The sequence below is a fragment of the Vibrio ulleungensis genome, from assembly GCF_016900875.1.
GTDB classification, from domain to species: domain Bacteria; phylum Pseudomonadota; class Gammaproteobacteria; order Enterobacterales; family Vibrionaceae; genus Vibrio; species Vibrio ulleungensis.
In genome coordinates this window covers 38,430-60,961 of record NZ_JAFEUM010000010.1, presented here as the reverse complement: position 1 = coordinate 60,961, position 22,532 = coordinate 38,430, and the positions used below count along the sequence as shown (strand labels likewise).

General features: G+C 45.8%; 18 protein-coding genes and 1 pseudogene. 6 read left to right on the top strand and 13 right to left on the bottom strand.

Annotation, left to right across the window (positions count from 1 at the left end; genetic code table 11):
- Positions 1–73: 73 nt before the first annotated feature.
- The 3 genes from JQC93_RS18435 to JQC93_RS18425 are packed head-to-tail and all read left to right on the top strand — an operon-like array spanning position 74 to position 3,752.
- Positions 74–1,648 (top strand): ABC transporter ATP-binding protein, encoded by a 1,575-nt coding sequence (locus JQC93_RS18435; RefSeq protein WP_205159814.1) that lies wholly within the window; start codon positions 74–76, stop codon positions 1,646–1,648.
- The gene (locus tag JQC93_RS18430) at positions 1,645–2,784 is read left to right on the top strand and encodes an ABC transporter permease (protein WP_205159813.1); all 1,140 of its coding nucleotides are present in this window, start codon (positions 1,645–1,647) and stop codon (positions 2,782–2,784) included. The genes JQC93_RS18435 and JQC93_RS18430 overlap by 4 nt, the downstream gene beginning before the upstream one ends.
- A 2-nt stretch (positions 2,785–2,786) precedes the next feature.
- Positions 2,787–3,752, top strand: coding sequence for an ABC transporter permease (locus JQC93_RS18425; protein WP_084886781.1), 966 nt, complete (start codon positions 2,787–2,789; stop codon positions 3,750–3,752).
- 229 nt (positions 3,753–3,981) lie between these two features.
- Here the strand turns inward: JQC93_RS18425 and prfC are convergent, their stop codons facing one another.
- The 5 genes from prfC to ubiT all read right to left on the bottom strand — a co-directional run bounded on the left by prfC (position 3,982) and on the right by ubiT (position 7,760).
- Positions 3,982–5,562 carry a peptide chain release factor 3 gene (gene prfC, locus JQC93_RS18420; RefSeq protein WP_205159812.1) on the bottom strand — a complete coding sequence of 527 codons (1,581 nt, stop codon included), beginning with the start codon at positions 5,560–5,562 and terminating at the stop codon, positions 3,982–3,984.
- 267 nt (positions 5,563–5,829) lie between these two features.
- Complete coding sequence (gene rimI / locus JQC93_RS18415; protein ID WP_205159811.1) at positions 5,830–6,321, bottom strand: ribosomal protein S18-alanine N-acetyltransferase; 492 nt, start codon at positions 6,319–6,321, stop codon at positions 5,830–5,832.
- On the bottom strand, positions 6,318–6,737 hold the full coding sequence (locus tag JQC93_RS18410; protein WP_205159810.1) for a DNA polymerase III subunit psi: 420 nt from the start codon (positions 6,735–6,737) through the stop codon (positions 6,318–6,320). The genes rimI and JQC93_RS18410 overlap by 4 nt, the downstream gene beginning before the upstream one ends.
- 11 nt (positions 6,738–6,748) lie before the next feature.
- Positions 6,749–7,252: a GNAT family N-acetyltransferase gene (locus tag JQC93_RS18405; RefSeq protein WP_205159809.1), complete on the bottom strand. Its 504-nt coding sequence runs from the start codon at positions 7,250–7,252 to the stop codon at positions 6,749–6,751.
- Positions 7,236–7,760 (bottom strand): ubiquinone anaerobic biosynthesis accessory factor UbiT, encoded by a 525-nt coding sequence (gene ubiT / locus JQC93_RS18400; protein WP_205159808.1) that lies wholly within the window; start codon positions 7,758–7,760, stop codon positions 7,236–7,238. Before ubiT ends, JQC93_RS18405 begins: the two co-directional genes overlap by 17 nt.
- A 203-nt stretch (positions 7,761–7,963) precedes the next feature.
- On the opposite strand from ubiT, the gene JQC93_RS18395 reads away from it, so the two are divergent.
- The 3 genes from JQC93_RS18395 to JQC93_RS18385 all read left to right on the top strand — a co-directional run bounded on the left by JQC93_RS18395 (position 7,964) and on the right by JQC93_RS18385 (position 12,011).
- On the top strand, positions 7,964–10,003 hold the full coding sequence (locus JQC93_RS18395; RefSeq protein ID WP_205159807.1) for a sensor domain-containing protein: 2,040 nt from the start codon (positions 7,964–7,966) through the stop codon (positions 10,001–10,003).
- A gap of 103 nt (positions 10,004–10,106) precedes the next feature.
- Positions 10,107–11,120 (top strand): ubiquinone anaerobic biosynthesis protein UbiU, encoded by a 1,014-nt coding sequence (gene ubiU / locus JQC93_RS18390; RefSeq protein WP_205159806.1) that lies wholly within the window; start codon positions 10,107–10,109, stop codon positions 11,118–11,120.
- 12 nt (positions 11,121–11,132) lie between these two features.
- Positions 11,133–12,011, top strand: a complete 879-nt coding sequence (locus tag JQC93_RS18385) for a U32 family peptidase (RefSeq protein WP_205159805.1) — start codon at positions 11,133–11,135, stop codon at positions 12,009–12,011.
- Positions 12,012–12,053: 42 nt separating this feature from the next.
- Here the strand turns inward: JQC93_RS18385 and JQC93_RS18380 are convergent, their stop codons facing one another.
- From JQC93_RS18380 to infB, 8 genes and pseudogenes are all read right to left on the bottom strand, one after another.
- Entirely contained in the window at positions 12,054–13,394 is a 1,341-nt protein-coding gene (locus JQC93_RS18380; RefSeq protein WP_205159804.1) for an MATE family efflux transporter, read from the bottom strand.
- 39 nt (positions 13,395–13,433) lie between these two features.
- Positions 13,434–13,847, bottom strand: a complete 414-nt coding sequence (locus tag JQC93_RS18375; RefSeq protein ID WP_205159803.1) for a MarR family winged helix-turn-helix transcriptional regulator — start codon at positions 13,845–13,847, stop codon at positions 13,434–13,436.
- Positions 13,848–14,224: 377 nt separating this feature from the next.
- Complete coding sequence (gene nlpI, locus JQC93_RS18370) at positions 14,225–15,100, bottom strand: lipoprotein NlpI (RefSeq protein WP_328838217.1); 876 nt, start codon at positions 15,098–15,100, stop codon at positions 14,225–14,227.
- A gap of 156 nt (positions 15,101–15,256) precedes the next feature.
- Positions 15,257–17,382, bottom strand: a pseudogene (pnp, locus tag JQC93_RS18365) (polyribonucleotide nucleotidyltransferase).
- Between the two features lie 299 nt (positions 17,383–17,681).
- Positions 17,682–17,951, bottom strand: coding sequence for a 30S ribosomal protein S15 (gene rpsO / locus JQC93_RS18360; RefSeq protein ID WP_084886761.1), 270 nt, complete (start codon positions 17,949–17,951; stop codon positions 17,682–17,684).
- Between the two features lie 294 nt (positions 17,952–18,245).
- On the bottom strand, positions 18,246–19,181 hold the full coding sequence (gene truB / locus JQC93_RS18355) for a tRNA pseudouridine(55) synthase TruB (protein ID WP_205159802.1): 936 nt from the start codon (positions 19,179–19,181) through the stop codon (positions 18,246–18,248).
- Complete coding sequence (gene rbfA / locus JQC93_RS18350; RefSeq protein ID WP_084886758.1) at positions 19,181–19,591, bottom strand: 30S ribosome-binding factor RbfA; 411 nt, start codon at positions 19,589–19,591, stop codon at positions 19,181–19,183. The genes truB and rbfA overlap by 1 nt, the downstream gene beginning before the upstream one ends.
- 269 nt (positions 19,592–19,860) lie before the next feature.
- Complete coding sequence (gene infB, locus JQC93_RS18345; protein ID WP_205159801.1) at positions 19,861–22,518, bottom strand: translation initiation factor IF-2; 2,658 nt, start codon at positions 22,516–22,518, stop codon at positions 19,861–19,863.
- Positions 22,519–22,532 lie beyond the last annotated feature (14 nt).

Genomic DNA, 22,532 nt, shown 5'->3' with positions numbered 1-22,532 from the left:
ATGCTGTAAAAAGAGTTAACCAGATAGAAAATTTTCGGCCTGAGATAAGCACATAAAAGTATTGGATAAAAGCATGAGCACAGCGAATACTGACTTTGCCATAGAACTGAATGGAATTAATAAGCGATTTGGCGCAGTCCATGCCAACCGTGATATTGATCTCCAAGTTCCATTAGGCACTATACACGGCATCATTGGAGAAAATGGTGCTGGTAAATCAACCCTTATGAGCATCATTTACGGGTTCTATCACGCAGACAGCGGCACTATGAAAGTTAATGGTCAGCCCTTTTTGCCATCAAACTCGCAAGAAGCAATCTCATCTGGGATCGGGATGGTTCACCAACACTTTATGTTGGTGGATACCTTTACGGTTCTTGAAAACATCATTCTGGGTGCGGAAGACGGTTGGAAACTGTCTGAAAGCTTAGGTGCTGCGCGTAAAAAGCTAAAAGCGATTTCTAAAGAGTATGGACTAGAAGTCCCTCTAGACGCCATCGTTGGAGAGCTACCAGTGGGTCTACAACAACGCGTTGAGATCCTAAAAGCGTTGTACCGCGATGCTCGCATTCTAATTTTAGATGAGCCAACGGGTGTTCTTACGCCACAAGAAGCCGACCACCTATTTAGAATTCTAGATAAACTGCGTGAACGTGGCACTACGGTGATGATAATCACGCATAAGCTGCGCGAAGTGCTTGCCATCACCGACAACATCTCGGTGATGCGCCAAGGCACCATGGTTTCGCACGTGGTGACTAAAGATACCGATCAAGAACAGCTAGCGGAACTGATGGTTGGACGTAAGGTACGTCTTAAAGTAGAGCGCAGTCCAGCTGAACCCAAAAAGGAATTGATCACTGTTAAAGATCTTACCTTTATTGATGACGCCGGTGTTGAGCGAGTTCAGAAAGTGAACTTCTCGGTTCGTGAAGGCGAAGTCGTTGGTATCGCGGGTGTATCAGGTAACGGCCAATCTGAGATTTTGGGTCTGCTATCAGGTATTTTGCAGCCTGCGTCTGGTGAAATTAAGTTAAACGGCAACACCATTAGTGCCGACAATCTTAAAGACCCACAAGAAATTCGCGCAATCGGTGTGGGTCACATTCCAGAAGACCGACATAAACAAGGTCTGATTAATAAGTTTGACGCAAAAGAAGCGTACATCCTTGGCTACCACAATCTGCCGGAATACAACAAAGGCATGCTGCAAGATAAAGCTGCCATCCTTAAAGCGTGTCAAGAGAGCATGGACAAGTGGGACGTTCGCCCACAAGATCCGCATCTGAAAACGGCAAACTTCTCAGGTGGTAACCAGCAGAAGCTCGTCATTGCACGTGAAATGGAACAAAACCCTGATGTACTGTTGGTCGGCCAACCGACCCGTGGTGTTGATATTGGTGCAATTGAGTACATTCATAAACAAGTCATCAATGCCCGTGACAATGGAAAGGCCGTCTTATTGGTATCGACTGAGTTGGATGAAATCCTCAACTTATCGGATCGCATTATTGTGGTATTTGATGGCACTATCGTTGGTGAAGTTTCAGCAGAACAAGCGGATGAGAAGACTCTCGGTCTGATGATGGCAAACATAATGCCTGAACATCTTAAAGACCAGAATAAGACTCAAGGAGAGGTATCATGAGTCAAGCAAAAGTCCCAGCATGGGTCACGGTAGGCTTGCTGCCTGCCATTAACGTATTCGTAGCCTTCTTGGTTTCGGCGTTCCTGTTCATGTACATCGGCGTAAGCCCTGTAGAAGCCGCTAAAACAATGTGGATTGGTGCATTTGGTTACGCTGAAGGGTTTGGTTATACCCTCTATTACGCAACCGGATTTATCTTTACTGGTCTTGCGGTTGCAGTCGCGTTTCACGCTAACCTGTTTAACATTGGTGGTGAAGGTCAAGCATACGTTGGTGGTTTAGGTATCGGCCTAGTCTGTCTAACCCTAGGTGAATACGCTCCTTGGTTTATTACTATTCCTGTCGCGTTATTGGCGGGTGGTTTATTTGGTGCCGCTTGGGCATTTATCCCTGCTTACTTACAGGCCAAACGTGGCTCACACATCGTGATCACGACCATCATGTTTAACTTTATTGGTTCTGCATTGATGGCTTACCTTTTGGTTAATATTCTTAAGCCAGACAATACGATGGCTGCAGAAAGCCGTGTATTTGCGGTAAGCAGTTGGTTGCCAAAAATGCATGAAGTATTGGCGGTCTTTGGTATGCAAGTCTCACCAAGCCCACTCAATATTAGCTTTATCTTTGCTCTACTATGTTGTGTCTTCGTGTGGTTATTCATTTGGCATACGCGCTGGGGTTATGCGATTCGCTCAATTGGCTCTAACGCCACTGCGGCAAGCTATGCGGGCATTAGCTATGTCAAAGTGATCGTTGTGACCATGCTTATCTCTGGCATGTTGGCAGGCTTCTTCGGTCTCAACGTATTGCAAGGTGAGCTTCACCAAGTAAAACTGGGCTTTGTTGAAGGCTTCGGCTTCACCGGTATTGCTGTAGCATTGATGGGGCGTAACCACCCAATCGGTATTTTACTTGCGAGTCTTCTATTTGGTTTCTTGTACCAAGGTGGTGCAGAACTTAGTTTTGAATACGGTATTGACCGTAACATCGTTGTCGTTCTACAAGGTTTAGTTATCTTGTTCTCTGGTGCCTTAGAGTACATGTTTAAACCTAGCCTAGAGCGCACTTACCTCAAGCTGTTTGGCTCTAAAAAAAGCTCTAACAACATGGACAAGTCTAAAGAGGGAGCGGCTTAATTATGTTTGAGACTATTATTTTAATGTTGGATGCAACCATTCGTGTTGCAACACCTCTTATCTTTGCCTCGCTGGCAGGTATGTTTTCTGAACGCTCTGGTGTTGTAAACATTGGTCTTGAAGGTAAGTTACTGGGTTCGGCCTTTACCGGTGCTGCAGTTGCCTACATGACAGGCTCTGCAATGCTTGGCCTGTTCGCTGGCGTATTAGTGTCAGTTCTACTGTCGCTTATCCACGGCTTTGCCTCCATCACTCACCGCGGTGACCAAGTTGTCAGTGGTATGGCGATCAACATTTTGGCGGCCGGTTTAACAGTAACGCTTGGCCGTCACTGGTTTAGCCAAGGCGGTCAAACTCCAGCGCTATCAGGTGATGCTCGTTTTGCACCAATTTACTTCCCTGGTGCCGATGCGATTGCGGATGTGCCAGTAATCGGTTTGATCTACTCAGAACTTCTGAGCGGACGTACCCTAATTGAGTACATGCTGATTATTGCTGTACCTCTATGTTGGTTTGTGATGTTTAAAACGCGCTTCGGACTGCGTTTGCGTGCGGTGGGTGAATCACCATCTGCGGTTGATACTGCGGGTATTTCCGTGGTTAAAATGCGTTACAGCGCTCAAATCATCTGTGGTATTTTGGTGGGTATCGGTGGCGTTTACCTATCGGTTGCACAAACGGCTCAATTCATTCCAAATATGTCTGCGGGTAAGGGCTATATGGCTCTAGCTGCACTTATCTTTGGTAAATGGCGACCGTTTACAGCACTTGGCGCATGTCTACTGTTTGGCTTCTTAGACGTCATGGCAATACAGTTGCAAGGTAAGACATTAGGTGGTTACGAGATCCCTGTTCAAGCTATTGAAGCGGTTCCTTATATCCTTACCGTAGTGCTTCTAGCAGGCTTCATGGGTAAATCCGTCGCTCCTAAAGCGATTGGCGTTCCGTACAGTAAAGAACGCGAATAGCGTTAATACTTAGACATTTAAAACGGCGACCTGATGGTGGCCGTTTTTTTTGGCCGTCGATAATTGGTTGGGACAAAATGCAATCAAGCTAGTTCGATTTACTGTCACTCATGAACTGTTGGTTTTTATAGGCTGGGTTATCCCACGTACTGCTCTGACTACGAGGCACAAAAAAGGGCAGATGACTCTGCCCTACTGTTTTGCTATCAACACTGAATCTATAGCGTCATTAGTGCTCGCGCGTTGCTCTAAATTGAATATCAGGAGAACGCTCTTGAGCCAAGTTCAAATTCACCATGGTCGGTGCGATGTAAGACAAGTTATCTCCACCGTCTAAGGCTAAGTTAGTTTGGTTCTTACGTTTAAACTCATCCAACTTCTTCTCATCACTGCACTCAATCCAACGAGCGGTGGCGACATTGACGCTTTCATAAATCGCTTCAACGTTGTACTCAGATTTAAGTCTAGCGACAACTACATCGAACTGAAGTACACCCACAGCACCAACGATCAGATCGTTGTTTTGCATAGGACGGAAGACTTGAACTGCGCCCTCTTCTGAAAGCTGAACCAACCCTTTAAGTAGCTGCTTTTGCTTTAAAGGATCACGCAAGCGAATGCGGCGGAACAGTTCAGGAGCAAAGTTAGGAATACCGGCAAATTTGAGTGACTCACCTTGGGTAAAGGTATCACCAATTTGGATGGTTCCATGGTTGTGCAAGCCAATTATATCGCCAGCATAAGCAAATTCTGCGCGAGAACGATCACCAGCCATAAAGGTCACGGCGTCCGATACGTTGATGTTTTTACCCATGCGTACATGGTTCATCTTCATACCTTGCTTATAGGTACCCGATACAATGCGCATAAATGCAATGCGGTCACGGTGCTTAGGATCCATGTTTGCTTGGATTTTAAACACAAAGCCCGAGAATTTTTCTTCGTTCGCGTCAACCGCGCGCTCATTCGCTTGACGAGCTTGAGGCTCTGGACACCACTGTGTCAGTCCATCCAGCATATGGTCCACGCCAAAGTTACCCAAAGCAGTACCAAAGAATACTGGTGTTAGTTCACCGGCAAGGAACAACTCCTGATCAAATTCAGGACAAGCACCGATAACAAGCTCCAACTCTTCACGTAACTGCTCAGCCAGATCTTCGCCCACAGCGTCATCAAGCTCAGAATTATCCAATCCCTTAATAACGCGTTTATCTTGAATGGTGTGGCCTTGGCCAGTCTCATACAAAATCGTTTCGTCACGGTGAATATGATAAACACCTTTAAACTCTTTGCCGCAGCCAATTGGCCACGAGATTGGAGCACAAGAAATTTTCAGCTCTGCTTCAACTTCATCCAGCAGCTCCATAGGATCGCGGATATCACGGTCGAGTTTGTTCATGAAAGTAACGATCGGCGTATCACGCAGACGAGTAACTTCCATCAGCTTACGCGTACGGTCTTCGACACCTTTTGCGGCATCAATAACCATTAGACACGAGTCAACGGCGGTAAGAGTACGATAGGTATCTTCCGAGAAATCTTCGTGTCCTGGAGTATCTAATAAGTTAACTAGCGCATCGTTGTAAGGAAACTGCATGACCGAGGTCGTTACCGAGATACCACGCTCTTTTTCCATTTCCATCCAGTCGGATTTTGCATGTTGATTTGAACCACGGCCTTTTACGGTACCCGCTGTTTGGATCGCGCGTCCAAACAACAGCACTTTTTCTGTAATGGTGGTTTTACCCGCATCCGGGTGAGAGATAATGGCAAACGTACGACGCTTGCTCACTTCTTGTTGAAATGACATAAATAAGTCCTGTCGTTGATTGGCCAATGTATGTTGGCCTCAAACAATATGTAAATACGGTACAAATGGGGATGCGGTTGGGTTACATGCAACTGTCCAAAGCTAAGTTACCTATTTTGTGTGCGCGGATTATACCCAAGTTGCACACTAACCTAAAGCGTCAATTATTATCGTGTGTATAGGAAAACCGGCTGATTTATTAGCATCACCTACACAAAAACGTCTCTACGAAGTTAGCGAATTAGAGCGGTTGTTTTGGATTGGAGGCTAGAAGCCAGAAAAGGCTAAAGTTAAGCACATAACAATCGCATCTTCCTTACCTTGTTGGGTAGGATAATAGTCTCTGCGGCGATCAACTTCATGAAAGCCTTCAGACTCGTACAGCTTGAGTGCGGCAACGTTACTTTGCCGCACTTCCAGCCATACTGTTTCAGCGTTGGCGGCTTCGCTTTTCTCAACTAACGACTCAAGCAGTAATCGACCGACTCCACGCCCTTGCCACGGCTTTGCAACGGCAATGTTAAGCAGCGACACTTCACCGACAATATTCTGCGCATAGAAGTAGCCAAGTAATCTACTTTGTTTATCGAGCAATCCAAAATTACATGCGCCACGTCCGTCAAAGTTGGTCAACATTGAGGCTTTCCACGGGTGCGTGTGGACCTCATTTTCGATGGCAATTATTGCTGTACTATGAGACGTATCAAGACGAACTAACTGGGTATCTTCAGCGATGATTTGGGAGGCTTGGGAGCTCATTGAGCAGCCTTATAGGATTTAATTTGATTCCATAATTCACGGCGCATCTCGACATCGTTCATCAGCAATGAAAGCGGCTGAGAATTCAACACGTTGACATTTTCAACCGGTGTTGAAGGGCTTCCACAGAACCACACCCACTCTATGCCATCCAGCGAAACTTGCTGAAGATCATCGGCCATTACTCGCTCCGCCTGTTCTAAATCAAGCGGCAAGGTGGCCAATATTTTTTGTAGATAAGACAGTTCGTCCATGTTGGGTGGAATATCCGCAACCAGCAGTAGCTTGCAGCCGTCAGAAGGTACAATTACATGTTTTTCAGTAGCTTCAAAAAAATCTGGGTCGCGCACCGAATAGAGGTCAATCCCCATTTCTTGGAGCATGGCAGATTCTGATATTGGCGTGTGATTGTTCATAACGACTGCAATTATTCAGTATCAAACTCAGGGGAGTACGACACTTCACCCTGCTGCAAAGAGATGCTGTTTGGCAAGAGTTCGTTAATCTGAAACTCGCTCGTTGCAGTGTGTCGATTACAACTTAAACTAAATTTGTCCGCAGGTACAAATCCACTTTGCTTGTAATAAGCATCATCACCAACCACCACACATACTGGGTACCCTAGCTCTGCGAGTGTTTCAAGACCTTCAGCAATCAGCTGCTGGCCAATGTGCTCGCCTCGAGCTTCGGGAAGTACTGCGATGGGCTCTAGAGCTTGCCAGTTTAGTTCTTCGCCACCAATAGTCACGGCGGTAAACAGTGCATAACCAATCACTTGCCCTTCATCACTGCATGCGACCAACGACAGGGTGAAGCGTCCGTTCTCGCGAAGTGACATAACCAGCTCGGCTTCAGCGTGGGTGGGATAAGCCGCCTTTAGTAGCGAATCAATAGATAGGATATCAGCCGGTGCTTCAGTTCGAATAAGCATGTGTGGTGTCCGTGGTTGGTTTCGAATCCGCCACTCCTTGCTCAACAAAGTTTGCTAATTGCTTGATAGCAGTGACCAAAAAGGCGGGTAATGCATCCCAGTCTACACTGTCCATCAAGTTTTTCACCTCTAATCCCAACTCAGTGTCACCTTCAATTTGTAAGCGGCGTTGGAAAAACAGTGTATCTGGATCTTCTTTGCGACCCATTATCAGCACCAAATCATTTAAATCGCCAGAAAAGTGCACTTGGTGCTCAGCCTGATCGGACACCACTAATTGGTCGTCTTGATAACTGATAAACCAGTGGACATCAAGATCGCGTACTGACACTTTTAGCCATTGTTGATCTAAAAACTCAAAATCTCCATCGTCCAATGCCTCATGAAAGACTTTTTTAAGTGTCTCTAATAGTACATTTTTTTGTATGATGGCTGGGCATAATTTTGCCGGCGGTCTAAAAATTGTTGCTGCGTTTTGCACGACATGACTACGAACTTTATTAAGCACGAAAATCCTCTACTATAGGGGTGATTTTAGGGTAGTGTACTTAAAGATTTCACTCGTTACACTGTTTAAAGTCAAATCGACCTGACTCCAATTTACGCTAAAGATTCTCTAGAGTCAGTCGATAGCAATACAAGTAACTTTTTGCTTCTTTCTTGCTTAGCTCTCTAAGCTTGGGACCTGTTCAAATTTTTCTGGTGATATGGATGCCGTCAAAACAGCTTCACAATTGGTTTTCGTCATTTTCGCAAGAGAGTCCGTTTTTCTTTGCGGTGCTCGATCGCGATCACAACTATAGCTTTGTCAATCAGCGCTATGGTGAAATTGCTGGTTTGGATCTCGCACAACTAATTGGACTCAATGATCAGGACGTATTGGGTGAAAAGTTTTATAACTCAATTGCCCCCTACTACAAAAGAGGCTTTGAAGGCGAATCTCTACAAGCTGAAATTGTCATCGATGACTTGAATCTTGAGTCGAGCTTGCACTTCTGTATTACTCCACTGCAAAGTGGAGACGACATTGAAAGCATTTCCTTTCACGCCGTTGATACCTCAGAAAAACAAATACTCGCTAAGTCATTGCATCATTCTGAATCCAAATTCACCAAACTGTCGGCACTGATAAATGATGGTGTTGTCATCGTCGAAAATGACGTTGTTGTGTTCATCAATGACTCGTGCAAAAGATTGCTTGGGTTTACCAATAACAATGAGTTGCTTGGACAACCGTTTAATCGCCTCTTTGTCGACTCACTCAGTAAACGTGCGTTCAACGTCCCAATAGAAACCTTGGTAAAAGAAGAGCCTCTGGACTGTTTTACCAGTAGCCACTGCCCTGTCGATAGACATCTCAGGTTAAAAGCTGATAGCAGTCTGTTTTACGGCCAAGATACGTGCTTATTTTTACTTTCAGAGCAAGCAACACACGACAGCGATGCACAACAGTGTGAGAACCAAGAAAGCCATATTGACGCCTTAACCAAGCTTTACAATCGGGCTGGGTTTACTGGGTCATTAACCAAAATGATCGAAAGCGACACCCCGTTATTGGTGCTCTATTTAGACATTGATAACTTTAAAAATGTGAACGACTCGCTAGGACATCACGTTGGGGACAAAGTCATCGTTGAGGTGGCTAATCGCCTACAGAAACTTCTTCCAAGTGACGCCATACTCGGTCATTTGGGTGGGGATGAATTTGGTATTCTATTTCCTCGTCCATTAAGCGAAAAAGTCGCCGATGAGTATGCGGAAAAAATACTGGTCGAGATAAACCGACCATTCGATCTTCATCACTTTAGTAAACGCCTTGCTTGCTCCATTGGCAGTGTTGTCTACCCAGGTGACGGAGTAGATGCACGAATTCTTCTACAAAATGCCGACACAGCAATGTACGAAGCAAAAAGTCGCGGTCGAAATCGATTGATCAAGTTCCATGATCAAATGAACAAAGAAGCACGTATGCGACTCTGGCTCGAGATTGAGCTACAAAAAGCACTACAAAACAATGGATTAGAAGTGTGGTACCAGCCTAAAGTTAACGCTAGAGACTTTAGCATTAACGGCGCCGAAGCCCTGATCCGTTGGAAACACCCTGTCGAAGGGTACATCAGCCCGGGTGCATTTATCCCAGTGGCCGAAAAGGCGGGTTTGATTGAAAAACTCGGCCGCGTGGTGATGCGCGAAGTGTTCAACACTGTCAAGCGTTGGAAATCACAGCAAATTTTACCTGGACGCGTTGCGATAAACTTATCGCCAGAGCAGTTTGGTAATCCTAAGCTCATCGAGTATATGGAAAAGTTGCTTAGAACCACCAACCTACCCGCCAGTTGCATTACTTTCGAGCTTACCGAAAGTGCAGTAATGAGCGATAGTGACCATACGATTCAAATGCTTGAAGGCATCAAGAAGTTAGGGTTTGCACTATCCATTGATGATTTTGGTACAGGGTATTCATCGCTATCTTACTTGGCCCGATTCCCAATTGATGAGCTTAAAATCGACCGTGCATTCATTAGCGAAATTGACACGCTACCGAAGCAAGTCACCGTCATTGAGAATATCATCAACCTTGGGCGCTCTTTAGGACTTACTGTGGTTGCAGAAGGGGTTGAGACGCGAGAGCAAGCGACCTTATTGTCCAATCTAAACTGTCACTCTATACAAGGGTTTCATTTCTATCGCCCTCAACCGAAACACGAAGTAGAACAACTCCTGTTACAAAACCTACGCCATAAAAAGTGAGTCTTTTTTACACAAACTCACTATAAACCTGTTGAACATCAAAGCCAGAGCAAAAAATGGCTCTACTATTTCGAACAGCATGTTTAATTATGGATAGGTTGATATGGAATTACTTTGCCCTGCAGGCAACTTACCAGCACTAAAAACAGCCATCGATTGTGGCGCGGATGCGGTCTATATTGGCTTTAAAGATGACACCAATGCTCGTCACTTTGCTGGACTAAACTTTACTGGTAAGAAACTCGATAAAGCGGTTGATTACGTTCACCAACACAACAAAAAGATCCACGTAGCACTCAATACTTTCGCTCACCCTGATGGATTTTCCCGCTGGACAGACGCCGTTGATAAAGCTGCCGCTGTCGGTGTTGATGCACTCATTATCGCTGACATCGCGGTTTTAGAGTACGCAGCAACTCGCTACCCAGATCTAGAGCTTCACTTATCGGTTCAAGCGTCTGCAACCAATGCGGCCGCCGTTGAGTATTACGCCAACAACTTCAACGTAAAGCGCGTTGTTCTTCCTCGAGTATTATCGATTCATCAGGTTAAACAACTGTCCCGCTCTATTCCAAAGTCTGTCGAGCTTGAAGTTTTTGCTTTTGGAAGCCTCTGCATCATGTCTGAGGGGCGCTGCTACTTATCTTCCTACATGACAGGAGAGTCACCCAACACGGTTGGCGCATGCTCACCAGCTAAATATGTTCGTTGGCAAGAAACAGATCAAGGCTTGGAGTCTAGACTCAATGACATCTTGATAGATCGTTATGCTCAAGGTGAAAACGCTGGCTACCCTACACTGTGTAAAGGTCGCTTTAACGCTGAACTCGATGGTGAGATTAAAACCTATCACGCCTTAGAAGAGCCCACGAGTCTGAACACTCTAGGTATGCTTCCTGAGCTCTTTGCTGCTAATGTTGCCTCGGTCAAAATCGAAGGTCGCCAACGAAGCCCCGCTTATGTTGAGCAGGTAACACGCACATGGCGAGCGGCCATCGATCGCTATCTCGCCGACCCGGTAAACTACCATGTAGAAGAAGTATGGAATAGCACACTGGCAAACGTCTCCGAGGGCTCTCAGACGACCTTAGGTGCTTACCATCGTAAATGGCAGTAGAGGAGAATACTCATGAAATACGCACTCGGTCCACTGCTCTACTTTTGGCCAAAACAGAATATTTTTGATTTTTATGATCAAGCTGCCAGCAGTGAAGCTGACATCATTTATCTGGGCGAAACCGTCTGTTCAAAACGCCGAGAAATGCGCCCCAATGACTGGATGGAAGTGGCCAAAAATCTTGCCGCTGAAGGCAAACAAGTGGTTCTTTCCACTATGGCGCTACTTGAAGCTCCTAGCGAGCTGAAAGTGATGCAAAAGTACATTGATAATGGCGAGTTCATTATCGAGGCCAATGACGTATCTGCGATCCAACTGGCGCATCAAAAACGAGTACCTTTTGTGGTTGGCCCTGCAGTCAATACCTACAATGCAAACACGCTAAAGCTGTTCTTATCGCAAGGGATGACGCGTTGGTGTATGCCTGTTGAATTGTCAAAAGAGTGGCTATCACATACTTTGGAACAGTGTGAGCAGCTTGGTATACGCGACCAATTCGATATTGAGATCTTTGGACATGGCTACCTTCCACTGGCCTATTCAGCAAGATGCTTTACAGCACGTGCCGAAAACAAAGCAAAGGATGATTGCGAAACCTGCTGCATCAAATACCCAACAGGGATCCAAGTTGACAGTCAAGAGGGCCAGAGCGTGTTCAACCTCAATGGTATCCAGACTCAATCAGGCTACTGCTATAACCTGGTAAACGATGTCCCTGCAATGAAAGACGTGGTTGATGTGGTTCGCTTAAGTCCTTTAGGCGTATCGACCTTCCAGCAACTCAAAGCCTTCATCAACAATGAACAAGGTGAGCAGCCGCAAACACTCGACGATCGTCAATGTAATGGCTACTGGCATCAATTGGCCGGTTTAGACATTAAAAACATCTAAAACAATAAGGCAACTCAATGAGTTGCCTTTTTTTTGCGTTAACTAGACTACCTGAACCGCTTGTTTTGGATAAAAACGCTTAATATCACTCACTAGCATGCCAACGACCACAACAGTGATGGCAATATTAGACAGCGGGTACGCCAACCAAATACCTTGAACACCAAGGTGTTTAGGCAGCACATACAAAAATGGCAACTGTATGAGCATGTTCCCAACCATAACGACCATGGCTCGTCCGCCTCGATTGATAGCTTGATAAAATGCGGCAACCACCACGAGAAAGCCATCTAAGAACAGCGCAAATAGGTGCAACCTTATTCCTTCTACGGTGTAATCAATCAGCGCTTGATCATTGTCGACAAAAATGCTGACAAACTCGATTGAGTAAAAGTTGAGTCCGACTATAAACACTACACCTAATGCGGTAGCAGTGCCCATTGCAATATGAAGCAACTTTCTGACGTTGTGCTGCAATGATGCACCGTGATTAAAACTGACAAGAGGCTGCATCCCATTAGCTATCCCCTCACTCACTAAATAGTACACTGTGACGATGTACCCTAGGATGGCATAAGCACCCACCATGGTGACATCGCCATACTGAGTAAACAGGGTATTGTGAAGTGCCACCATTGCCGCCCCATAAAAGTACATAAAGAAGCTAGATGTACCAATACCGAAAATAGTTGGAACGGAGCGATAATCAAAGTAGAAGCTCTTAAGTGATAGCCTGATTGTCGCTGTGCGCGTAAAGAAATACCCCACTGCAATAAGAGTAACGAGCATTTGGGCAACAGCTGTCGCCAAAGCTGCGCCAAACAGTTCCCAGCCCATAACGGCGATCAATATATAGTCGAGGACAATATTAATCACGGCGCCTACGACCATTAACCCAGTAGCGATATTTGGGCTAGAATCATTGCGGATAAGAAACGGCAGAGCAATCGATCCTAGAGTAAAGATCGCACTCCACATCAACACCATCAAGTACTGCTTGGCTAAATCAAAGACTACAGGATCTGCACCCTGCCATAACAACAGCGAATCACTAAAACAATACAGCGCTAACGACACGATTGGGGCGAGTAATACAAGTAATAGCAGTCCCGTAGTCAGCCCCTGTCGTGCCGCAACAGCCGCATTTCCACCCTGTTTGATTGATACCAGTGCACCTGTCCCCACGCCGACAAGCATTCCTAGGCCTAAGACGGCACCAATAATGGGCCATGCCAGGTTAATGGCTGCTAACCCATCTGAGCCGATATAACGGCCAATGAAAATACCATCCACCACTTGATACAGGCCGTTGACCAGCATAGCCGCAACGGTTGGAATGGTGTATGTCCAAAATTGACGATAAATAGATGATTGATTGTTCATAGTGACTATAAAGTTAGCAAGGCTAACTAATTGGTTAAATTAAGATTGAGTTGCTTTCAATAATAAGCGAGTCAGGGTTTGCGCCTCATCGGCACTCAAATTTTTGCTCAGCGAATTCGAGATTTGCTTATAAACAGGTGCTTGTTCAGATAGTTGCTCTTTAGCCTGTTGGGTCAAAGCGACGCGTTTCACTCGAGAGTCTTCTGGACTGAACTGCCTTTCGACCAACCCTTTTTTCTGCAGTCGAGAGACCATATTGGACGCCGAAGGCTTACTCACTTTCATCTCTTGCGCCAAATCAGTTAATCGCATTGGCGTGTCGCTTTCTATAAGAACCAAAAGGTAGTCATATTCATTAAAGCTCAATGACGACAAAGGATCTTGTTGCGCGTATTGTCGCCAAGACTTAGATAAATAACGCTCGAGTTGAATCAGTGCGGTTTCAAAACTCATGCCCATGCCCACTTAGTTAGCAAGGCTAACAATATACTCCTTTTTGAATACAACACAACGTGTTTTTGAGTTATACCAATCGAAGTAATTAACTGGTCAGAAAATTGCGACGGAAAAATCGCTGAGAACAAGGCAAAGATTGTCGTAGGTAGTTGTTCTACCTGCAAAATCTTTAACGCTGTTATCAGTGATTTTAACAAGCAAGAATGATCAGGTAATTGCTTCGGTTGGTATTATCGGAGCTATTTTTAAAACACATTCTGTATGAACTTGCCGCTACCAATTCACAGAAACAAAAAGCGCCACTCTATTGAGCGGCGCTTATATTGTTTATTTCTTGTGGTAAGTTACTGAGTGCTGCAGAGTTAGCGCAGTAGCTACTTTCGCTGTTCGGTGACTTGATTAAAGATTCGACCTAGTTCCAAAAACGAATAGCGGTGTTCAACATACTCGTAAACATTAAACGACAATGCGAGCTTATACAGGGAAATAGCGTTGCCTAGCTCGTTATCCAAATGGTAACGTTTTCCAAGATAAAAATAGGCCTCAGTGAGACGTTGTGCTAGCTCTTCGTTGCTTTGTGCACCTTCAACAATGGTCTTAAATGCTTCTTTCTCTGGAACTTCATCCAGCATGATCGCCACTAGCATCCAACTCCATTCACTGGTTCGGTCTTCGTAGCGCTCTAAAAGGTGCTGACGAGCGAGTTCTGCGTCTTGCTCATGCTCGATCACGTACAGCCAGATCGCTCGAAAAGGATCACTTGGGTCTTGCTCGTAATGTTTAACCATCGCTTCTTGAGCAAGTTCAATACGATCCCCGTAATAGAGTGCGATTGCGCGATTTCGCTCTGCGTAGTAATTGTTTGGGTCAAGTTCTAGTGTTGAATCGAAGGCATCGTAAGCAGCATCAAACTCGCCAATCTGAGTGAAGTAAACACCTAAAATGTTAAATACATCCGGCTGTGCAGGATTAAGCGAAAGTGTTTGGTTGAAATCCAAACGGGCTAAATCACGCATGCCAAGTGTGTCGTACAGCATGCCGCGCTCGTAGTGCATTTTTGCACGAACTGCATCGTCTAGATCTTTGCGCAGCAATAATTGAGAGATTCGAGCAATATGAATTTCTTGTTGAACCGTTGGCTGTAGCGGTACCGCCATAGGAGGATAAGCCCACCCAGTTTGAGAACCGGGGCTCGAGCATCCGCCCAACACCATAACAAGCCCTAATAAGGCGACAATTCTTAGCTTCACATCATTATCCTTTTAATTAATCGCTCCAGGGGCAACCAGCAACACTGACTGTATTAAGTCTAGCGGGTCTTAGATAGATGCCTAATATAAAAAAGAGGAGCATCAATGCTCCTCTTTATACCACGCTTTATCAGTTAAATATCAAAAATTTAACTTTTATTCCGCGTCGGCTGCTGGTGCGTCAGCTGCTGGTGCTTGTTCTACCGCTTCTTTCATGCTCAAGCGAACACGGCCTTGACGGTCGATTTCAAGAACCTTAACGTTTACTTCTTGACCTTCTTGTAGGTAGTCAGACACTTCTCTACACGCTTATCAGCGATTTGAGAGATGTGTACTAGACCATCTTTACCAGGAAGGATGGTAACGAATGCACCGAAGTCAGCAAGGCGAGCAACTTTACCTACGTAAATGCGGCCCACTTCAACTTCTGCAGTGATCTCTTCGATACGACGGATTGCTTCTTTCGCAGCAGCGCCTTCAGATGAAGCGATTTTAATAGTACCGTCATCTTCGATTTCGATGGTTGTGCCAGTCTCTTCTGTAAGAGCACGGATCACAGCGCCACCTTTACCGATAACGTCTTTTATCTTCTCAGCGCTGATCTTCATAGTATGAATGCGCGGAGCAAACTCAGAGATATCTTCACGAGCACCAGAGATAGCTTCATCCATTACAGATAGGATGTGCTTACGTGCACCTTGCGCTTGGTTAAGTGCAATTTGCATGATCTCTTTAGTGATACCTTCGATCTTGATATCCATCTGTAGAGCAGTGATACCTTCGTTAGTACCGGCTACTTTAAAGTCCATGTCGCCAAGGTGATCTTCGTCGCCAAGGATGTCAGAAAGAACAACAAAGTCGTCGCCTTCTTTCACAAGACCCATTGCGATACCCGCAACAGACGCTTTGATTGGCACACCTGCATCCATAAGTGCAAGAGAAGTACCACATACAGAAGCCATTGAAGACGAACCGTTAGATTCAGTGATTTCTGATACAACACGTACAGTGTATGGGAACTCTTCAACAGAAGGCATTACTGCAGCAATACCGCGCTTCGCCAATTTACCGTGGCCAATTTCACGACGCTTAGGAGAGCCAACAAAGCCAGTCTCACCCACACAGTATGGAGGGAAGTTGTAGTGTAGAAGGAAGTTATCTTTACGCTCGCCAGTTAGCTCATCGATGATTTGTGCATCGCGTTGAGTACCTAGAGTCGCTGTTACGATAGCTTGAGTTTCGCCACGAGTGAACAGTGCAGAACCGTGAGTACGTGGAAGAACACCAGTACGTACGTCTAGAGCACGAACCATGTCTTTTTCACGACCATCGATACGTGGGTTGCCAGCAATGATGCGGCCACGTACTACTGTTTTCTCTAGATCGTGGAAGATCGCGTGAATTTCTTTAGGGTTAAGCTCTGCGTCTTCAGCAAGAAGAGTCGCTTTCACTTCGTCACCGATTTCATGGATGCGGTCATAGCGAGCCATTTTTTCAGTGATTTGGTAAGCTTCAGTTACTTTTGCTTCAGCAAGTTCAGCAATCTTGTTTTTCAGCTCAGTGTTCTCAGCAGGAGCAGTCCAATCCCAAGAAGGGGTTGCAACTTCAGCAGCAAACTCGTTGATCGCCTTAATAACAACTTGTTGTTGGTCGTGACCGTAAACAACCGCTGAAAGCATTTCTTCTTCAGTTAGGTTGTCAGCTTCTGACTCAACCATAAGAACCGCGCCTTCAGTACCAGAAACCACTAGGTCAAGCTTAGAGTTTTCTAGTTCAGTGATGCTTGGGTTAAGCACAAGTTGACCGTCAATGTGACCAACACGTGCAGCACCGATAGGACCGTTAAACGGAGCACCAGAGATAGCAAGCGCTGCAGAAGTACCGATCATGGTAACCATGTCAGGCTGAACGTCTGGGTTAACAGACATTACTGTTGCGATAACTTGAACTTCGTTTTTAAACGCGTCTGGGAAAAGTGGACGGATTGGACGGTCAATTAGGCGAGCTGTAAGCGTTTCGCCTTCAGAAGGACGGCCTTCACGCTTGAAGAATCCACCTGGGATTTTACCTGCAGCGTAAGTACGCTCTTGGTAGTTAACCGTTAGAGGGAAGAAGTCTTGACCTTCTACCGCTTCTTTTTTCGCTACAACTGATACGAATACAGACGTATCGTCCATTGTAACCATAACACCTGCTGTAGCTTGACGAGCAATGATGCCAGTTTCTAGGGTAACGGTGTGGTTACCGTACTGGAACGTTTTAACAACTGGTTTTTCGAACATTTCGATTCCTTGTTTCTAAGCTTAGCTTAGAGCTTGTAGTATTAACTCAACACATTACGAATCGCGACTAGTCAAAACATCCTTAAAAGGTGCTGCTCGATATAAGGCAGTTTTGAGTAGTCGCGACCTTTTGGTCGACATCGGTGACTGTAATGTAGTGAGCGTTTGTTTCCGCTGCGACACGCAGAGGAAGTCGGGACGTAGTATAAACCACATTGCCCGATAAGTGCAGAATTTAGGTCATAAAAAAAGGGGCTTTAAGCCCCTTTTCAAACAAACTGTTCTAATGCTTACGCCAATTAGCGACGTAGACCTTGACGTTTGATTAGGTCGTGGTAGCGAGCTAGATCTTTACCTTTAAGGTAGTCTAGAAGCTTACGACGACGAGAAACCATACGTAGAAGACCACGACGGCTGTGGTGATCGCCTTTGTGCGCTTTAAAGTGACCTTGAAGGTGGTTGATAGAAGCAGTTAGTAGTGCTACTTGTACTTCTGGTGAACCAGTATCGCCTTCGCTTTGAGCGTATTCAGCAACGATTGCTGCTTTAGTTTCTGCATTCAGAGACATAATTCTCTCCTAAAGAGTTAGTGTATCAATGTGTGCCAGCCAATCTCTGATTCAGCCGACACGAGAGCGGCGTATTATACGGGATTGCAGTTGGGATGCAAGCGGGTTTTGTTTGCTGAAAAGCAGGGCGCTTCGCTTCGAGGAGCGAGGACGTCACTGCGTGACTGCGAGACGCTTTTCTTGCGAAAAGCTTCGAGCAAAAGCGAACAAGCCCACTTCACTGACCGCCCCTCGCAGCGCAGCGATCTCGATTCTCGAAGCGCAGCGCCCCTCAAAGCCCCTCGCCTCTCGCTTCTATCTAAAAACAACCAACCGTTTAGGCGCGACTTTTCCATCGTCGTCAATCTCACCGACACCGATGAACAAGCGTTCTTCGCCAGAGGTCATGCGAACTTGGCCTTCAACGGGGGCGCCAAAGATTTGCACGGGTTGACCGTGTTGGACCATATCGGCGAGCTCAGGAAGCATATTCACTTCAGGTAGATCGATAACAGCAGTGTCCATCGGCAGTAGAAGTGGATCGAGCAGTTCACGAGGTGCGATCTCTTCGCGATGTGCTTGCTCTAAGAGCTCTTCTAACTGCTCCAAGGTTACCATGCGCTCGTAAGGATACTTCGCCACTTGTGTACGACGTAAATAGGTCACGTGTGCGCCACACCCAAGCATTTCACCTAAGTCATCGACGATGGTACGAATGTAGGTTCCTTTAGAGCAGTGAACATCCATCTCGATCTCATCGCCATTAAAGCCTAACAGCTCAATGGTATATACAGTGATGTCACGCGCTTCGCGAGGAACTTCGACGCCTTCGCGCGCGTATTCATACAGCGGACGTCCCTGATATTTTAATGCCGAGAACATTGAAGGGATCTGTTTGGTGGTCCCTTTGAACTTAGCAACACAACGTTCAAGTTGACCACGATCGACTTTCACTGGGCGCGTTTCGACCACTTCCCCATCAGAATCTGAGGTGTTGGTACGCTCACCGAGTTTCGCTTTAACAATGTAACGCTTATCAGACTCAAGCAGGTACTGAGAGAACTTTGTCGCCTCACCTAAGCATATTGGTAGCATACCAGTCGCTAATGGATCTAACGCTCCTGTATGTCCCGCTTTGTCTGCAAAATAGAGTCGTTTTACTTTTTGTAAGGCGTGGTTAGACGATTCACCGGTTGGCTTATCGAGCAGCAATACACCGTGGACTGGACGACCTTTACGACGACGTGCCATTACTCTTCGTCCTCACGTTCCTCGTCTTGACGACCTGCTTCGCCTTTCTTCTGTGCATCGTTAGACACAACTTCGCTCACTAGGTTAGACATGCGCATGCCTTCAACCAAAGTCTCGTCGTATACAAACTTAACTTCAGGTGTTAGACGTAGGCGAATACGTTTGCCAAGTGCCATGCGTACCATTACTTCATGCTCTTTAAGCGCGGCTAAGCACGACTCTGGCGTTTGTTCACCCACACACAAGAAAGTAACGAAAACCGTTGCGTATGCAAGGTCACGAGACACTTCTACATCAGAGACCGTCACCATACCAATGCGTGAATCACGCACTTCACGCTGCACGATAACCGCCAGTTCTTTTTGTAATTGTTGAGCCACACGCTGGGTACGGCTAAATTCTTTTGACATTTCTTTTCTCACTATAAAAAGAATGAGGGGCAAAGGCCCCTCATGGTGTATTCAACAACCATCACCTTCAAAATTAGATTCGAAGGTGATTATAGTCAATATGTTGTTGATACCAATCATAGCAACCATCAGGTCATTCTTGCTTGCTAAAATCGCAGATAACTGCGTTAAAGATTTTGAAGGTAGAAAGCTATCTACTGCAATCTTTGCCTTGCTATCAGCGATTTTTTCGGCGCAATTTTCTGACCAGCTAGTTACTCTGATTGGTATTAATCAAGCGTACGCTTAATTTCAACGATTTCGAATACTTCGATTTGGTCACCTACGCGAACATCGTTGTAGTTCTTCACGCCGATACCACACTCGTAACCATTCTTAACTTCTTGTACGTCATCTTTAAAGCGACGTAGTGACTCAAGCTCACCTTCGTAAATTACAACGTTTTCACGTAGTACACGAATTGGGTTGTTACGCTTGATGGTACCTTCAGTAACCATACAACCTGCGATAGCACCCAGTTTTGGCGACTTAAATACGTCACGAACTTCAGCAAGACCAATGATCTCTTGCTTGAATTCTGGAGCAAGCATACCGCCCATCGCTTGTTTCACTTCGTCAATCAATTGGTAAATGATTGAGTAGTAGCGAAGGTCTAAGCTTTCTGCTTCAACGGTACGGCGAGCAGAAGCATCAGCACGAACGTTGAAACCAAGAACGATAGCGTTAGACGCTGCTGCAAGTACTGCGTCAGTCTCGGTAATACCACCAACACCAGAACCTACAATGTTTACTTTCACTTCGTCGGTAGACAGTTTCAGTAGTGAGTCTGAGATTGCTTCCACAGAACCCTGTACATCCGCTTTAAGTACCACGTTAAGTTCAGCAACTTCACCTGCAGCCATGTTCGAGAACATGTTTTCAAGTTTCGATTTCTGCTGACGTGCAAGCTTAACTTCACGGAATTTACCTTGACGGTAGTTCGCAACTTCACGAGCTTTACGCTCATCACGTACTACAGTAGCTTCATCACCTGAAGACGGAACACCAGATAGACCGATGATTTCGACAGGAATAGATGGACCAGCTTCAAAGATCTCTTGACCGTTTTCGTCGCGCATTGCACGAACACGTCCGTACTCTTGACCACAAAGAAGAATATCACCTTTGTTTAGGGTACCAGACTGAACTAGAACAGTAGCTACAGGACCACGACCTTTATCTAGGCGAGATTCTACAACCACACCAGACGCCATACCTTCTTTCACTGCAGTAAGTTCAAGAACTTCAGATTGTAGAAGGATAGTTTCTAGTAGGCCTTCAATGTTAGTACCTTGCTTAGCAGAGATGTGAACAAACATGTTCTCACCGCCCCACTCTTCAGGAATAACATCGTACTGAGCCAGTTCGTTTTTAACGTTATCTGGGTTAGCATCTTCTTTATCGATCTTGTTCACAGCAACGATAAGTGGCACGCCGGCCGCTTTTGCGTGTTGAATCGCTTCGATTGTTTGAGGCATTACACCATCATCGGCAGCAACCACAAGTACAACGATATCTGTCGCTTGAGCACCACGAGCACGCATTGCGGTAAACGCGGCGTGTCCAGGAGTATCTAAGAAGGTAATCATACCGTTCTCAGTCTCTACGTGGTAAGCACCGATATGCTGAGTAATACCACCAGCTTCGCCAGAAGCAACGTGTGCTTTACGAATGTAATCCAGTGTTGATGTCTTACCGTGGTCAACGTGACCCATGATGGTAACAACAGGTGCACGGCCTTCAGCCAATGCATCGTTATCACGATCTGCAAGTACCGCTTCTTCTAGCTCGTTCTCTTTACGCAGAACCACTTTGTGACCCATTTCTTCTGCTACTAGTTGTGCAGTTTCTTGGTCGATCACTTGGTTAATGGTCGCCATAGCGCCCATTTTCATCATGACCTTAATCACTTCTGTTGCTTTCACAGACATCTTGTTCGCTAGCTCAGAAACGACAATGGTTTCGCCAACGACAACGTCAGATTTAGCGACGGTTGCGTTTTTATCAAAGCCTTGCTGCATAGAGGTAGGTTTCGCTAACTTACCCTTACGACCACGCTGGTTGTTACGTCCACCGCGATTGTTTGCTTCAGGTGCTTTTTTCTTTTTCTTCTTACGACGACCGCCTTCATCACGACGCTCTTGTTCATCTTCCGCTTCACGAGCGTAAGTAGAGGTTGTGGTGTGGAAGTCAACGGTTTTGGTTTTCTTAGCTTCTTCTTGCAAGCGAGCTTCAGATTCAACAGCAAGACGTTTCGCTTCTTCTGCTGCTTTTGCAGCTTCTTCAGCGATGCGGCGTGCCGCTTCTTCTTCTTGACGACGTTGAAGCTCATCCGCTTCTTTCTTAGCAAGTTCTGCAGCAGCGCGCTCTTCTGGAGTTTGGCTCTCAGCTTTTGCTTTTGCTTCCGCTTCTGCTTTGGCTTTCGCTTCTGCGTCAGCTTTCGCTTTGGCTTCTGCTTTGGCTTTCGCTTCTGCAGCCGCTTTCGCATCTGCTTCTGCTTTTGCCTTCGCTTCTGCAGCAGCTTGCTCAGCAGCTTCTGCTTCTAGGCGTGCTTTTTCTTCTTCCGCTTTTTGATCGTCAACAACGCTACGCTTAACGTAAGTGCGCTTTTTACGTACTTCTACTTGTACGTTTTTGCTCTTACCGCCAGTTTGAGCAACACTTAGCGTGCTCTTCTTTTTGCGTTGCAATGTTAGACGTGTTGGCTCAGCTTCAGCAGCTGTATCGCCATGTTCTTTTTTAAGATGTGTCAAAAGTACTTGTTTCTCATCTTCCGTCACAATATCGCTTTGTGACTTATTCATACCTGCATCAGCAAGTTGCTCAACTAAACGGTCAACTGGCGTACCAATCTCATCGCTTAACGCTTTAACTGTAAGTTGTGTCATTCCACTACCTCCCC

Excerpts from the sequence above, each read along its gene's own strand:
- JQC93_RS18435 (WP_205159814.1), top strand. The coding sequence starts at position 74 with ATGAGCACAGCGAATACTGACTTTGCCATAGAACTGAATGGAATTAAT.
- JQC93_RS18430 (WP_205159813.1), top strand. The coding sequence starts at position 1,645 with ATGAGTCAAGCAAAAGTCCCAGCATGGGTCACGGTAGGCTTGCTGCCT.
- JQC93_RS18425 (WP_084886781.1), top strand. The coding sequence starts at position 2,787 with ATGTTTGAGACTATTATTTTAATGTTGGATGCAACCATTCGTGTTGCA.
- prfC (WP_205159812.1), bottom strand. The coding sequence starts at position 5,562 with ATGTCATTTCAACAAGAAGTGAGCAAGCGTCGTACGTTTGCCATTATC.
- rimI (WP_205159811.1), bottom strand. The coding sequence starts at position 6,321 with ATGAGCTCCCAAGCCTCCCAAATCATCGCTGAAGATACCCAGTTAGTT.
- JQC93_RS18410 (WP_205159810.1), bottom strand. The coding sequence starts at position 6,737 with ATGAACAATCACACGCCAATATCAGAATCTGCCATGCTCCAAGAAATG.
- JQC93_RS18405 (WP_205159809.1), bottom strand. The coding sequence starts at position 7,252 with ATGCTTATTCGAACTGAAGCACCGGCTGATATCCTATCTATTGATTCG.
- JQC93_RS18395 (WP_205159807.1), top strand. The coding sequence starts at position 7,964 with ATGCCGTCAAAACAGCTTCACAATTGGTTTTCGTCATTTTCGCAAGAG.
- ubiU (WP_205159806.1), top strand. The coding sequence starts at position 10,107 with ATGGAATTACTTTGCCCTGCAGGCAACTTACCAGCACTAAAAACAGCC.
- JQC93_RS18385 (WP_205159805.1), top strand. The coding sequence starts at position 11,133 with ATGAAATACGCACTCGGTCCACTGCTCTACTTTTGGCCAAAACAGAAT.
- JQC93_RS18380 (WP_205159804.1), bottom strand. The coding sequence starts at position 13,394 with ATGAACAATCAATCATCTATTTATCGTCAATTTTGGACATACACCATT.
- JQC93_RS18375 (WP_205159803.1), bottom strand. The coding sequence starts at position 13,847 with ATGAGTTTTGAAACCGCACTGATTCAACTCGAGCGTTATTTATCTAAG.
- rpsO (WP_084886761.1), bottom strand. The coding sequence starts at position 17,951 with ATGTCTCTGAATGCAGAAACTAAAGCAGCAATCGTTGCTGAATACGCT.
- truB (WP_205159802.1), bottom strand. The coding sequence starts at position 19,181 with ATGGCACGTCGTCGTAAAGGTCGTCCAGTCCACGGTGTATTGCTGCTC.
- rbfA (WP_084886758.1), bottom strand. The coding sequence starts at position 19,591 with ATGTCAAAAGAATTTAGCCGTACCCAGCGTGTGGCTCAACAATTACAA.
- infB (WP_205159801.1), bottom strand. The coding sequence starts at position 22,518 with ATGACACAACTTACAGTTAAAGCGTTAAGCGATGAGATTGGTACGCCA.